General features: G+C 49.9%; 11 protein-coding genes and 2 pseudogenes. 1 reads left to right on the top strand and 12 read right to left on the bottom strand.

The window, feature by feature from the left end; all coding sequences use genetic code 11:
• Positions 1-218: 218 nt before the first annotated feature.
• Positions 219-782 (top strand): annotated as a pseudogene (locus ACTS3T_RS11470) (Tn3 family transposase); the annotation flags it as partial.
• Between the two features lie 82 nt (positions 783-864).
• Here ACTS3T_RS11470 and ACTS3T_RS11465 read toward each other — a convergent pair.
• The 12 genes and pseudogenes from ACTS3T_RS11465 to ACTS3T_RS11410 form a co-directional block, all read right to left on the bottom strand.
• Positions 865-1164, bottom strand: a pseudogene (locus ACTS3T_RS11465) (hypothetical protein); the annotation flags it as partial.
• Between the two features lie 128 nt (positions 1165-1292).
• Complete coding sequence (locus ACTS3T_RS11460) at positions 1293-4466, bottom strand: helicase-related protein (RefSeq protein WP_377968046.1); 3174 nt, start codon at positions 4464-4466, stop codon at positions 1293-1295.
• A complete protein-coding gene (locus ACTS3T_RS11455; RefSeq protein WP_377968047.1) occupies positions 4463-4912 on the bottom strand; it encodes a type II toxin-antitoxin system VapC family toxin in 450 nt (149 codons plus the stop codon). The genes ACTS3T_RS11460 and ACTS3T_RS11455 overlap by 4 nt, the downstream gene beginning before the upstream one ends.
• On the bottom strand, positions 4900-5265 hold the full coding sequence (locus ACTS3T_RS11450; RefSeq protein ID WP_377968048.1) for a hypothetical protein: 366 nt from the start codon (positions 5263-5265) through the stop codon (positions 4900-4902). Before ACTS3T_RS11450 ends, ACTS3T_RS11455 begins: the two co-directional genes overlap by 13 nt.
• Positions 5266-5319: 54 nt before the next feature.
• Complete coding sequence (locus ACTS3T_RS11445; protein ID WP_377968049.1) at positions 5320-6390, bottom strand: serine aminopeptidase domain-containing protein; 1071 nt, start codon at positions 6388-6390, stop codon at positions 5320-5322.
• A 33-nt stretch (positions 6391-6423) separates the two neighbouring features.
• Complete coding sequence (locus ACTS3T_RS11440; protein WP_377968050.1) at positions 6424-9234, bottom strand: DUF1156 domain-containing protein; 2811 nt, start codon at positions 9232-9234, stop codon at positions 6424-6426.
• 129 nt (positions 9235-9363) lie between these two features.
• On the bottom strand, positions 9364-9879 hold the full coding sequence (locus ACTS3T_RS11435) for an O-acetyl-ADP-ribose deacetylase (protein ID WP_377968051.1): 516 nt from the start codon (positions 9877-9879) through the stop codon (positions 9364-9366).
• Positions 9880-9897: 18 nt separating this feature from the next.
• The gene (locus ACTS3T_RS11430; RefSeq protein ID WP_377968052.1) at positions 9898-10287 is read right to left on the bottom strand and encodes a hypothetical protein; all 390 of its coding nucleotides are present in this window, start codon (positions 10285-10287) and stop codon (positions 9898-9900) included.
• A gap of 30 nt (positions 10288-10317) precedes the next feature.
• Positions 10318-10575: a DUF4926 domain-containing protein gene (locus ACTS3T_RS11425; RefSeq protein ID WP_377968053.1), complete on the bottom strand. Its 258-nt coding sequence runs from the start codon at positions 10573-10575 to the stop codon at positions 10318-10320.
• Between the two features lie 4 nt (positions 10576-10579).
• Positions 10580-10924: a DUF6883 domain-containing protein gene (locus ACTS3T_RS11420; protein WP_377968054.1), complete on the bottom strand. Its 345-nt coding sequence runs from the start codon at positions 10922-10924 to the stop codon at positions 10580-10582.
• Between the two features lie 3 nt (positions 10925-10927).
• A complete protein-coding gene (locus tag ACTS3T_RS11415; RefSeq protein ID WP_377968055.1) occupies positions 10928-11356 on the bottom strand; it encodes a DUF7680 family protein in 429 nt (142 codons plus the stop codon).
• 39 nt (positions 11357-11395) lie between these two features.
• The gene (locus ACTS3T_RS11410) at positions 11396-14629 is read right to left on the bottom strand and encodes an ATP-binding protein (protein ID WP_377968056.1); all 3234 of its coding nucleotides are present in this window, start codon (positions 14627-14629) and stop codon (positions 11396-11398) included.
• Positions 14630-14731 lie beyond the last annotated feature (102 nt).

The raw sequence follows: 14731 nt of genomic DNA, 5'->3' as shown, positions 1-14731 counted from the left end.
TGCTTTTGTACTTTATGTTACTTTTTTGCTTCGAGCCGTCAAGAGGTAATTGACACAGCAATTCTCATTTTGGCGAAAGGCTTGAACAGCCTTTCGCCAAAATGAGAATTGCTGCTGTGTTTCGACAGTTGGGATCATCTGCTCACTTTCATGCTGGAAGGTTTAGAACTAAACATCCCGCCCAATACCAGCTGAATTGCCATACTGAGAATTGCTGGGTCAATTGGGAACTGATTGAAACGTACCTTCCCGATATGTTACGGGTCGCTTGGTCGGTCAAAGAAGGCAAAATTCGAGCGGCCACAATTCTGCGTAAGCTCGGGACTAAAAGCCGCAAAAACAATCTCTATCAAGCGTTTCACGAACTGGAATGTGTCGTTCGCAGTGGCTTCATTCTGCAATACATCGATGATATTGATTTAAGAGCAACGATTCAGGCGGCCACCAACAAATCAGAAGCTTTCAACAAATTTGCCAAGTGGCTGTCCTTTGGCGGTAGTGTCCTCGCAACCAATAATCGGGAAGAGCAGCGAAAGTTGATCCGCTACAACCATTTAGTGGCTAACAGCCTCATCTTTCACAACGTCTTTGCACTCAGCCAGGTGCTTCAACAGCTGGTATCGGAAGGCCATGTTATCGAGCTCGAAGCGATCTCAGCCTTGAGTCCCTATTGGACGCATCACATTAATCGCTTTGGGACTTACCTGATGAACTTAGATCATCATCCACCAATCATTGATTATCAAACGCCGATCGTCTCCCCCACGTTGTTCTCCACGTAATTCATCAGTCTCATGCCAGTCTCATATTCAAATCCTTATGTGGCAAAGGTTCTAGATCAAATGGCTCTTTTTGTCCAGAATCGTTGCCATGGCCCAGCTTGTCTACATCCAGGCCACCCACGACTCGATCTTCCGTAGCGTTAATCGGCAGGGTGATAGGCAAGTCACCATAAACCATCTTGGCAAAGGCCCGTACAGCCGTCGATTTTCCTGTACCGCGTTGGCCACTCAGCAACACCCCGCCTAACCGAGGCGCAATGTAGGCTAGCTCCAAAGCCAGCTTCAGCATCTCCTGACCTACGAGTAGACTATAAGGCAGAATCGGAATCTCAGAGTCTGATGTCCTTTGCTGATTGCTGAGCGGGGAAGCTGCTATATCCATCACTTCGCTATCCAGAAGAATACTTAATGGTAGTCGCTTTAACTCAGTGCCTAACCCAGCCTTTCAGAAAATTGTAGAAAGGGGACACAGGTGAGGAGTTTCAATATCGGCCACTTCAAGATAGCTTTTCAGGCTAGCTTCACCAACATCTCAAATAGCGGATCTCCCCAACTCATAAAGCGAAGTGAAGGTCTTTCTGCAAAGAGTTCAGGATTGAAGGTGACGGGGTAGCTGCGATCGCCGTAATGGAGTTGCCAAACGTGTGGCTCAGTTGAGAGGAAGCGGATCCCTTGGCGCTGTAATAGAACTGATTGGGTGAGAACTTGTTCAATCGTCTCCCAGCCAAACGGATTCGGTGATAACGGTTGTTGAATCTCTTGCAGATCAGCTTCAACATCGCGCTTCACCATGTCATCTAGGGCTGGCTGTAAGGGCGGGGTTGCCAGCACCTGGTCAAACTCAGAGAGCAGCACATCCTCTTCTGCTTCATCCACGCTCATAGTGGCTCGCTCGATGAAGTTGGGTGTCTGAGCTAGAATCGGCTGCAGGTTTCCGATGACTGTGGTAAATACACCAATGCGATCGCGCAGTCTGCGATAGACCTTCGCCTCTACTGTCCCGTCATAGTAGAAATTGTGGATGGTAACGGTGGAATATCGCTGGCCAATCCGGTCGATGCGGCCAATGCGCTGCTCGACTCGCATAGGATTCCAGGGCAGGTCGTAGTTAATCAGCACCCCGCAGGTTTGTAAGTTGAGTCCTTCACTGGCCGATTCAGTGCAGAGCAGAATCTTGATATCACCTTGCCGGAACTGGTGCTTAATCACCTCTTTAGGCACGCTAACCCATTGCTCGTCCTGCCATCGCTCACCGCCGCGTCCCGAGTAGCAGGCGACTTGATCGCCATACAACTCCCGCAATTGCTCGCGCAGAAAATCCATTGTGTCGGTGTACTGAGTAAAGGCGATCGCACTTTCTCGCTTCACTAATTCTTGTCGTAGGACACTGATAAAGTGGGCTAGCTTGGTATCTTCTCCGGTATTGCCAAACTGGCGCAGTAGAGACTCCAAATACTCAATCTCTCTGGGATCGACTGGTTCAATGAAGTCTTCTAGTCCGTCGATAATGGGTTCATCAATGTCGTCAAGCTCATTCAGGTCATCAGCCGTGAGACCGCTCCCTTGCTGATTTTTTAGGGCTTCTAGCCGCCGCTGTAGAGACTGCTCAATCGCATAGAAGGAACTGGTCAGACGTTTACGATACAAGGTCATCAAGAAGCCTAAAGCCCGGCGCTGCTCTTTTTGCGCTAGTCGATAGAAATGGCGTACATAGTGGCTCACCTGGCGGTAGAGTTCCGCTTCACGGGTTGGCTCTAGGGTAATGGCATTATCGAACACGATTCGACATGGAACGTCCTTATCCAATAGACCCAAACGAAAATACTCTCGTAGCGTGTCTCGCGTGTGGCGAAACATTTTGTCCTTGAGCGGCGTGTTGGTCGCCAGGAACTGCCGGGAGGCTTCTATGAAAGCCGAATTGTTGACATACTGGCGATCGCTGACAAGCTTGAGGCGTCCGCGCCAGACATCTTCTACCTGGCTAGCGAGCATCCGATCTTGCTGTCTGAGCCTAGCCTGGAGCCGGGGACAAGGCTGATAGCCCTGTTGAAAGTAATCTGAGGAGAGAGCCTGCCAGAACGCTAGCAGTTGCCGTGTGGGCGGATCCGCTAGCGAGGCAAAGTAGTTGCAGAAGTTATCACCATAGGCCCAATGCCCGTCTAATCCCAGCACATCTAGAAGATCAAAAACTTCGATGGGGTCTATTTGCATGGGAGTTGCTGAGAGCAGCACCATTGCTTGAGTCATGTCTCGAAGCTGTTGGAGCAGTTCAAGTAGCCGGTTCGGCGTTTCTTTGCGGGCTTGAGGCGATTTACGGCGAGCATGGTGCGCTTCATCTAGCACGACCAGATCCCAGGGAGCCGCGTTCAACAGCTTCTCCATACGCTCCTGACGACGAACTAGGTGGCTAGAGGCTAAAATCAGGTCTTGAGTATTCCAAGGATTGCCAATCGGTTGCTGCGTCTGGCCGTAGGGATCTTGAAACGTGCCTTGGGTATAGCTCCAAAAGTGCAGGTTGAATTTTTCGCGCAGTTCTTCTTGCCACTGAGGTTGAACGCTGGCAGGGGCGAGTACCAGTACCCGTTTTACTTTTTGAGCCACTAGTAGATATCGCAAAATCAGACCAGTTTCAATAGTCTTGCCCAGACCTACCTCATCAGCAATTAGAAAGCTGCGGGGAAACTCAGCGGCGACACGCTTCAGAATTTTGAGCTGGTGAGGCCAAGGGTGAATCGGGATAGAGTCAAGACAGGCGGCCAAACAACCGGGATGTGTGTGGATGTTGGCGATCGCCCGCAACTGTTCCTGCTCTCGGGCTAAAGTTTCTGCATCCACTGGGCTTTCCGAGGTAGCCTCGTCGCTATTCTCTGATTCGGATGGTGTTGCAGTCAGGCGATCGCGCTCTGGCTGATCCAGCAAACGGCCATTGAATTCGTCAGCAGGTGTCCAGGTGGGCTGAGCTGCGGGCGCATAGCGAATGAGTTTGCGTTTGACGGCGTCAGGAACTTCAAAGACCCGCACGTTGGCGATTTGATTATGCCAGTGTTGTTCAAACCGCAGCAGCTCCGACTGCACCCGAGCTAAATCACGGGAGCCTTCCCAGGAACAAAAAACATGAAAGGATTCAATGTTGTAGTTCCAGCCCCCTTTAGATTCATTATTGGAGCCAGTGGTGGCGATCTGGTTCCCTTCTGCATCGGTGAAGAGACAAACTTTTTCGTGATAAAGGTAGTGGGTATTGATGGCAGCGTCAGGATCAAGCGGCAGGCCGTTGTGCTGCAGCGGAATGGCAATGCGGATATCAAGGCGATTAGTCTGAATCAGCCAGCTCAGAATTTCGAAACGTTTGAGTTGGGCAAAGTTTTCAGGCGGGGTGAGGCTGGCATCAAGCCGTGCGGCGACAGCATCACGTAGCGCATAGCCTTTTTGAATCGCCTGGAGGTCAGCTTTACTCAGGTGACAGCTCATGATTAGGCGAATCTGGCCCTGATTGTGTAGAAAGGCCCCTAAGCCTCCGGCAACCTGACTGAGGATGGCGCTGCTGAAGAAGCCAGATTTGCGATCATACTGAGTAGAGCGCTCTAGAGCGGGAATGTAAAAGTCGGCAACGGGATTGCTGGTGTCGCTGGCGTAGCTAATCTTCCAGGGATAACTGGTGAGAGAATGAGTATTTACATGAGTCATCTGTCTGTAATGACCTCTGAAAGCAACACAACTGGAATACCTATCAGCTTTTTGAGTTGGCGATCGTTGGTCAGAAAAGTTGTACAGTTTGCCCGCAAGGCCGTCGCGGCATGGATGGCATCGGGTAGCTTGAGCTGGGTTTTCGCTCTCAAGGCTGCTGCGTCAACAAGCAGAGCGCGCAAGACCGGCACAATGAAGAAGTTTTTGCGGTTGGAAATCGCTTTTTTGTAGCGAGCTTGTTGAGATTCATCTTCATCTCGACAGGGCTTTACCAGAAGTTCTGCCAGGGTTAACTCGCTGGTAACGCCCATCAATGTCCCGGCCTGCATCTGCCCAAACAGCAGTGTCAGTTCTGCTCGAAACTCCGAAAAACCTTCTAAGGCATAGATCCAGGCGTTGGTATCTAGATAAATCCGCTCGCCCTGTAGAGCTTCTAGTAATCCCATGCGTCCCGTTCCTGGCGAATAAACTGATCAGCCTCTTCGGGAGTGGCAAAGCTACCGGGAGCTGAGCCAATCAACTCAGTCAGGGGCGTATCATCGGCAGAGGTTTGCAGTCGCAGATTGAGCTGAGCCAGTTCGTAAGAAAGTTGACGCTCGTGTTCTACCCGTTTCATGGCTTCTATAAAATCGTCTGAAGTGGGTTCAGCGAACAGGATTTGCAAGCCTTCTAGATATTCTTCCGGGGAAACGGCTGACTGCTCTTCAATGATCAGCATGACTTCTGTACCATCAGGAATATTAATGGTCTGGTCAATTAATTCGATGGTGTTGCCCCGTTTGATGCCTCTGACTTTCATAACTGTCTCTGGAAGCTACCTTCACAATAATTTCAAGCTGACGAACGATAGAATCTATCCCATGATTAAATTCCGAAGAACTTTGGAGTCAAAAAAGTATTCCATGTGAGACTCTCCACTAAACTGCTTGAACAACGAAACCTTGAACGAAACGTGTTTAGAAACCAGCTTAGATTTAGACTGACTCTTGATTACTGGCACTTTGGAACATAGCCAATCTTGCTTAGAATAAAAATCATCCCAGCATCCAACATAAGGATTTTCCAAGCATTTTTTGATTTCCAGCTTTAACCAGTCCGCTACTGTAGAACTACTTTCGAGAGCAGTCCCCCAGGTGATGAAACGAAGCTGTTGGCTTTGCTGATCGTGATAGTCTGCTAAAAAGTCTGTTGCAATAAGCCCACCCATACTGTGAGATAAGACGGTCAACTTGTCGTAAGACCCTTCGCTGGTAACATTATCAACTGACTGTTTAACGCGATTACGAAGGAGTGCTCTAATTGGGGGGGTACCTTTAATTGATTCGTTGCGTAGATAGCAGGTTAAAAAATAGATGAGATCAACAATAAAATTGATGGGTAGTGGCAAGAATGTTAACACGGCGCTGATAACTAGCCAAACCTGCCATCCAAAACCGTTAGTAGCCCACTGAGTAGCAGGAGCCAGAATGTTCTGTATAAAGGTAGAAGATTCAAGTTCTGGCTGATTCGCAATAGCTGCTAAAAATAGAACTACAATGCCGAAATACCATAGCAATATCAGTATCAGAATAATACTTGTTTGAAAGAAAAAAGCAGGCGATATTTTTGCGATCTTCCAATTGTAAACAATCCAATAGAAAATCATGCTCAACCCTCTACCCAGCTTCTGTTTGGTATCTTGGCTGCTCAAGCGATTGACCAAATCATTCCAATAGACTTCATAGATGTCGATTATCTTTCTGTCAGTTTCTAGCTGATGGTAAAAACGCTTGCCGGTCTGTCCCGGAATTTTGACATCTTCAGGATCAAGCTTGATATCCAAATCTTCAAGCTGGGTTAGCAACCCAGGAACCAGAAAGTTATCAAGAAAATAGTTTTGACTCTGGGCGTCAAATCCTGAAACAAAAATGATGGCCTCTTTCATGGCTAAACAGATCCCAATCAGTAGATGAATTGTTTAAAACAGCCCCATCTGCCCTCCCTCAAACTCCAACTCCGGCTGCACATAAATGACTTTGGCCTGAATCTCATCCATTGCCAGCCACAGATCAGCCAGAGCCTTTTCTTCAGGGATACGCTTGCGCTCGTCGCCGATGCGGGGAATGACTTTAAGAGCCACTTCCCAGGCCCGCATGAACAGGTCGTTGCTGAGCAATCCGGTGGCTTTGAGGAAGCGGCGGACGGGGTCGATGCTTTGTTCTTCTAGGTAGAGGGCGATCGCTACGTGTAAGCCATCAACTAATGCGGCAGCGGAGAATTCATCAGGGTTGGTAGAGAAGGCACGTTTTTTCAGGCGCTGCTGGGGGGTGAGGAATTTACATTTGCCGCTGGCGGAGTCGATTAGCTTATGGGTTTTGGCGAGGTCAGAGACATTGAAGCCGCCCACAGCAAGGGCGAGCTGCCGCGCTTCATCGAAGGGGAACTCGCGGGCGCGAAAGGCATCCCAGGCGAGGATGTACCACTGGGTGAGGGGGTCGAACCCGGCGGTGTCGGCTTCGAGTAGTTTGCGGAAGCGGTAGTTCGCGATCGCCTTTCTCGCTTCGGCAAAGGCCACTTCGGGGCGCATTTCTTCGCCGGAGCTGTCGAGTACGGGCCAGGCACGGCTAAAGACGTTGAGGGCAGGGCCAAAGGCGCTGAGGTAGAGGTCGATGCCGCCGATGTCGTTGGCTTCAAATTCGGGGGCGCGTTGCTCCACCAGGTTGGCGAGTTCGGGGCGCAGGTCATCCCACCAGGCGGAACCGGCGTTGGGATCGCGCTTGCGGCAGACCAACAGCACTGTGCTGGAGACGGAGTTTTTCTGGGCCTGGTGCAGGTTTTGCGGGTTCTCGGTGCTGACGGCCCAACTGGCGGTGATTTCAAAGCCTGCATCAATGAGGGATTTGGCCAACACGTCCCAGGCACCGGAGTCTTTGTGGTTGAACTGGACGGTCATAACGCCGTCGTCGCGGAGGACGCGGAAGTATTCGGTAAAGGCAAGGGCCATTTTGGCTTCGTAGTCTTGATCTGCAAGTTCAGAAGCAGAGTCTCCTAAATCTCTAAACCTTCCTGGATTAGCAATCGATTCACGCTCTTTATCAGTTAGTTCATCAAGAAAAAAGTTAGGAAAAACATTCAGTAAATTGACGCGAAGCCATACATAGAAAAAGTCAGCTATTTCTCCATATCTAATAGAGTCATAATAAGGTGGATCAGTCACGATGGTGTTTACTGAGCCATCTGGCAAGTGAAAAAGGGAGTCAGCCGAATAAGCATTCACTTCAATACTTTTGAAATTTGCTTGTTCTAAACCAGGAATCTTACTTGAATCTTGCGACGTTTCAAGAAGGCTGCATATATCAGAGAAGTCTGACAAGGTTCTTGCTCCTTCATATTCCCAAAATAGTCCGTCTATTCCAATTTCTGGAAAATTCCAAAACAGGCTTAGGGAGTGTTGCCCAAGGGCAGGCTTGACTGAGCCAGTAACAGCATCTAAGTGAGACAACCGACAGTTCTTGTCGATGCATCTATCTAAGATAAGAGCAAGATAAACAGATATAGGTTCATAAAAATTAGGTCTTTCTTTTTTGATTAATTTTTGAGCATCATTGATTACTTCAGTCAATATAGCAAAACACAATAGCTGTCTATCATTAAAGAGTTGCAACCATTTGTAGATTCCATAGAGGTACATATCTGGACCTCTATGAGTATTAGAAGGTATTTCTTGAACTGGAATAAAACCATTAGCCAGAAATTCTTGAAGCTTGTTTCTTAGGGTTTTAGAAGCTTCTTTAAAGCCCTCCAGGTCAATATCTGTAGGAGATCTGAAGTCAACTGACTTACTGCCCTCTTTAAAGGCAATAGCATATAGCTGATAACCATAACCAAACTCTTGACCAAATGCCTTGATGACTTCATCTTCAATAACTGCATCACAGTTAGGACACTTGCCTACTCCTCTGCCAATAGTTGAGTGAATACTTGGATCGAATTCACCTGCTTGAGTTGTAATGGTAAGACCGTTTCCCTTTCTGCCTTTTACGACCTCAAACTTAACGCTTTTATTTGTAGGATCTGGAATCAGCTTAACTGCACACCATTTGTCAAGATTCGTCTTTTCTGTACGCCGATATAGCCACCAGTTTGGGCTTAAGGGAATTGTCGATTGACAAGCAGGACAAACTAATGTGTGCGCCCAAAGATAATGCTGGATTTTCTCCCCCTCCTGCGACGGGAAAAACTCCGCCAACCGCTTTTCCGCCTCATCGCCGACCCACTTCACCCACTTATCAATCTCATGCTGCAAATCTGGCCCAAACTTTAGCGGGTACTCCATCGCCGCCTTCATCGTTACCACCGCCACCGGGTTCAGGTCGCTCGCCAGCACATTCAGCCCATACCGCACCGCCTCAAACGGAATGCTGCCACCCCCGGCAAACGCATCCAGCACCGTCGGCGTGCGGGTGCCCCAGGTCTGCTCACACAGGTCATGCACCTGCTGAATGCGCTCCGGTGAAGGCGGCGTTTTGTAGAGCTTGGTGGTAGTATCCGGCTGTCCCCCAAATCGCCGCTCCAATCCCAGCAGATACTCAAACTCCTCCATCGTCACCGTATCCGGCAGCAGCGACCCCAACACACTGGCCCGACTAAACGACAGCGGCTTGCGCGAATACCAGCGATGCAGCCCCTTAAACGGGTTGCCCCCATGCTCGTAATACACCTGCTGGTTCAGCAGCGTCACCGGAAAGATTTTCTCGATGAACACAGACGGGCGCTTGGGAGTCGTCATAAAATACGAAGCTAAAAATTGGGCGATAGGAGTTAATTCTAGAAAAAGCCGTGCCCTACCCGCCAATCCGCGATCGCGACTCTACAAAAACTTATTGTTCGAGCTGACGGCCTCTAGAACGGCAAGCGCTCACATCGCCTCTAGCACTGATTGATAGGTCGCATAGACGCGATCGCTAAAGCAGACAAATCTAACCTGCTCTATCTCAGATTGCTCGTTGAGAAACGCCTGCACCACTTTTAGAGCAATAGGCGTAGCCCGCTCCAGCGGAAACCCATAGACGCCAGCGCTAATAGCCGGAAATGCGATCGTCCGAATAGAATGCGTCAGCGCCAGCGCTAGAGAGTTGCGATAGCAGCTTGCCAGCAGGGCTTCCTCATGGTGCTGGCCGCCCTGCCATACTGGCCCCACCGTATGAATCACCCACTGCGCCAGTAAACCATATCCCTGAGTAATTTTGGCTTCTCCTGTAGGACAGCCTCCCAGCGTCCGACACTCTGCCAGCAGCTCTGGCCCCGCCGCCCGGTGAATGGCTCCATCTACACCGCCGCCACCCAGCAAAGACTCATTGGCCGCGTTGACAATCGCCTCAACTTCTTGACGGGTAATATCTCCTTGAATTACCTGTATCCGCTGTTTCCACACAGATTTACCTCACACAGGTTACAGCGTCTCGACTTGGGCGCTGAGCGGCTCAAGAATAAACCACTCGTGATAGAGAATCGCTAGATAAAAGTCCTGTCCTGGCAGGCGATCGCAAACCGCCATAAAGCCACTTGCCGACCAGTGATCATCATAGGTCTTATCTTGGAGAAACAGCGTCAGCGAATGGCCGTCCTCACTCCAAATCGTCCGCAAAATCGTGATATTGCGATGTCTAGCTTGGTCAACTGGCAACAGCACCGGATGCCCCTCAACCATCAAAAACTCCGGATCATGCCATCGCAGCACTGCCGCCCAGCTATCAGGCCCTTCGTGCTTTTCGATAATACGATCCCACCGCACGGCTCTGATGATTTCTAAACATTCTGGGCTTATATCCGCAAGCTGCATCAGCGTTATCTCATACTTTCAGCTATCGATTCAGCTAGCAGTTGCCAACTCAATCGGTTCGTAGTAAAGCTGCATCAGTTTTTCAGCTGTCACCGGCAGCATGGCATAGGCTTGACCATCTATTTGAGCAAACTCAATTTCAAAAGCTTTCCCCTGCTCTAACTCCTCGACTACCGTGCCAACTTGCCCTCGTCGAAGCAGAATCTTTTCACCGGATGGAAAACGTTGAGCCTGAGTATCTTCAGTTAAAGCCACCATATCGTGGAGCTGAATTGTTTTTATAGACATCCTGTCAACCTTGAATAGGATAAACACTGGTGAGTCTTGGATAGGCTTCTCCTCGGCGAATAATCCAGGCGCTGCGGACAAGAGATGCACCGACTTCAGTCTTCAGCAAAAAGTCAATTACATAGCGATCGCCATACTGATCGGAGATCGTCATAGCAGCTCCAGTTACGCTTGCAGCTTGTAATAGAGCGTTCACCAAGAGTTCCTTGTTCTCTAGCGTAATACCTAATTTGGCTCGAAATAGTCTAGCTTTGTGCTTACCGCTAGAGTGGCTTGAATTTAAGGCATAGGTTTCTAACTTTTGAATTATCTGAGCTGGGCTGACTCTGTCTCCATACGGTAACTTCAATGATTAGTCTCCTAGTAAAACCCGCATGGCCTTGAGCGCTGGCCGCTTCTTGCCGTTGCTCACCTTAGCAAACCAGTAATGGGCTTCCTCGTTGCTCATCGCCACGATACCGTCAGTAATATTGGCAATCCGCTCCGGCTTTGAGAGCGGCTGTAGCACCTGGAACAGTAGCGCCAGGTTCACCCCTGATTCTTCATCCAGGATATAGGGCGTCTGCCGTCTATAGCTCAACGTTTTAGGGTCATAATTGTTGGCCTTCAGCGCTTTGTAGATTGCCGTGCGCGCCTGCACGAGCGGCTTCCCCTTCAGCCGTCCTAGCCGCTTAGCCGCTGGCCGTTTCTTCTGCCCCGCCTTTTTGTAAGCACACTGATATAGCTCCAGGGCAAAGTCATTATTGCTCAGCGGCGCAACCCGCAATTGAAACTCTTGCATCGCTCAACCTACCCGCAGCAGCAGAATGAAACACACAGGTCAATATTCTACTCTGACCAGCAGATTCAGCCGCTCTACCGGATTGCGCGTCAGCGCTTGCTGCAGCGCCTTCAGGTCTGAGCTACCAGGGGCGATCGCTGGCTCGAAGCTAAATGAGATCTTCAGGTTTAAGCTAGCTTCGGTATTGGGCTGATTCAGCAAACCGTTGAGCGTACTGAAAAAACTTTGAAATCCCCGCACATCTCCCTGATACTCCAACCGCACAAACTGCTGCCCCGTCTGAAGCGTGATGAACTGCTCCACCTCTAGCTGATAGCGCACGAGTAAAGGCAAAGTAGTACCAAGCTTACGGTAGTCAGTGACCTCAGCGACCGTCACCTCTAATCCCGTAATAGCCAGCATAGACCTATCGGTGAGCCAGTCTGCCAGATCATTAAACACCTTAGTAGGACTACCCGCTTGCTCCCACTGCATCGGACGATCCAGCAGCGTTCCCTGACTGCCATAATTGCCTCGCAGCTCATAGCCATTAGGAGGGGGAGTACTGCCTGCTGTATAGATTACGGCTTGGGCAGTCGCCTCGGCTGTTTCACCAGTACCATACTCCGCTACCAGTCGATAAGCTGTCGTTCGAGTAATCATGCCCTCATAGGCATCTGACGGCAGAAACTCCCGGTCACTTTCCACCAGTTGCCCGTCTGCATACAAGCTGACCTTTAAAGCTTCACGGGCACGCCAGCGCACCTGGACAGCACGCTCTTCTCCGCCTCCAGCCATGACCTGCGCATCTAGCTCAATCACTCTAGGCTCCGGCGGTTTTAAGTTGCCGCGACGGTATAGCTCCATTCGCTCAGAAAATTCGATCGTTTCCGGCAGCGGCGGTGGCGCATCAGTCTTGATAAAGAGGCGATCGCCCGCTTTCATGTCCCAGTGCCCTTCCTGCAGCCCGCGTCGAATCGTCTCTCTGAGCTTGGATACCTCTGCATCCAGCAAAATATTTAGGCTCAGATCTTTAGCGAACTGCTCTCGCAAAGCTTTCGTTGTCCAGTGATCAATTCCCGGTGGCCAAACTTTCTGCAGCACGTAGGCGGGAGCATAGGCCGCAGCGCTCTCATCTCGCACCTTGCCACAGTCCTTAAGCGCCTTCAGCACAATAGCTTGCTGGTTGCGGTTGCCCTTGATTGTACTGGCATCCTGAGCCGGTAGAGGATAGTGCATTAAACCTTTGGGAGCCTTGACTGGGTCATTGGCCGGATAGAACAGATGCCGGTAAGCATTGGTCAATGCCACTCGCACAGCTAAGTCCATTTCTCCTTCTTTCACTTTTAGCTGCTTCTGCTGGGTCTCGGAGAGATCCTCTAAACGATTGGGGCTACGGAGAATGTTTTGAATCGCTTTATATTCGCGGGCAATGTCAATCGCCCGCTCAAGCTCCTGTTCATTTGCCAGCAAAAACAGAAGGCGATTACGGAAGACCCGAAACTTGCCCGACTCGCCTGTGTTATTGAAGATCTGTTCGACAATAGCCGGAGGGCTATCCAGCGAAGACTTGATCTTAGCCTCGTTAAAGTCGATGACACACAAAGCCACCTCGCCAGCCCTATCATCTACTTCATGAGAGCCTTCAGGACCAGCCACTAGCTCAAAGAATTTAGTCGCAAAAATGGTGTCGCGGCGAGTCCTGAGGTTCTCTTTCGCTTCGGTAATACCGACCTGCGCTTTCTCCTCAGCAATGATTTTGTTGATTGAAGGTTCTTCCTTAAACCGGGCCAGTGAGGTGATGGGATCCACATCTAGATACCAGGCCACCCGACTGAGACGATCCAAAGCGCGATCGACAAAGCCAATTTCGATATTGGGCGTCAGCAAAGACAGATTTAGCTCTGGGTAATGAATCCCGGAAGAGATGCCTTGAGTCAGTGAATGAAGAAATATGGTGCGACCCACCCAGCTCGAAAACGGTGGCTTGCCAGCTGCTTGCCACTCCTGATCCTGCAGTTGGGCGTGGGCTTCCCGGCCATTGGGATTGTACAGGTCAGCCGCAATCGGTAGGCGCATCAGCGATCGCTGCAGCCGAGAGGTCAAATCGCTGGTAATCTCCTCATCAATACCGATGGGCAAGTGATGGGGATGAATCATCGACACTCGCTCTGATTGGTGCTGCCAAAGATAGCGCACAACTCTAGCAAACAGACGTAGGGCTCCCCGTGTTCGCTGAAACTCTGGAATCGAGGCAATCTTTTTAGTCAATAAGTTGAATAACTCCGGATGGAACGGATAGCTGTTTTCTATCGCCGTGGCATAGGACGCTTCTTTGCAACCATCCGGTAAATCCACCCGGCTTGCTCGAAAGGTCTGCAAGTAGCTATCTGCTGCACTTTTAGCCGCTTTAGCCTCAATACTGTTGAAAAGCCGCTGCTTGACGATGTTGTAGATCTCAATATCAGTACTAGGACTCAGCACCCGTTCCTGACGAGCGGAGGCACGCACTAGCTCTTGCTGCACTTCTGCGGTTTCTTTAGCAAAGGTATCTGAAGCGGAGGCGAGGGAGTAGACAAAAACTAAGTTACTGCAGGAACCGGCCTGATCCATCAGCGAGAACAAAAACGCAACTACCTGCTCGGCTAGCGTGCTTTGACCGACGAGAACTGCCTTAGCCGCTCTCAGATGTCTAGCAATCTCGTCAATGACAATCAACGTCGGTTCATCGCCGACTAAACGCTCAATCACAGAAGTTCCTGGACTGACTCTTTTTTGATCCGATCCTCGCAAAAGCTGATAGCCTTCAATACCACCGAGCTGATAGGCAATCTCTCCCCAAAGCGTATAGGTAGTAATGCCCGACTCAGCATGATACACACCCGACTCTGGATCTAAATCGCGGCCATCAATCGCCGCAACTTGAATAGGCCGACCTGGAATGAGCGACAAATCTTCGACGAATCGTTCCAATCCCTGAATGTCACGTCCGCGTTTGGCAATATGCCAAAGCGCTATCTCATCGTGCGTTTTACCGCCGCCAAAGCTAGTTTCTAACCGAATGACTGGAGAACCAACTGTCTTGCCCGTAAACCTGCCATAAACTTCGGCGATCAGCGTTCGTAAACCATCTGTCGCAAATGTATTGGCTAAAAAGACTTCAGGATTTTGGTAAACCTGAGGTGCTCTACCCTCGACCACTAACCGCAGCTTGGCGGCAAATAGCTCTAAAGACAGGTCTCCGGCTAAGATTTCATCTCTAGGAACACAGGTTGCAAAGATAGGAGACAGCATAGAGCAAGTCAATTAGGCTTATGTATTGCGGCTTTGGTGGAGAAAGCTGTGGAATGGCAAAAGTTCAGAAAAGAAGTCTCAGTAAACTTTCGTAGAAAATTA

Source organism: Almyronema sp. (assembly GCF_052168255.1).
In the GTDB taxonomy this organism is placed as follows: Bacteria; Cyanobacteriota; Cyanobacteriia; order Phormidesmidales; family Phormidesmidaceae; genus Sphaerothrix; species Sphaerothrix epifaneia.
The sequence above is the reverse complement of the archived record's forward strand: the minus strand, read 5'-3'. Positions and strand labels throughout refer to the sequence as shown.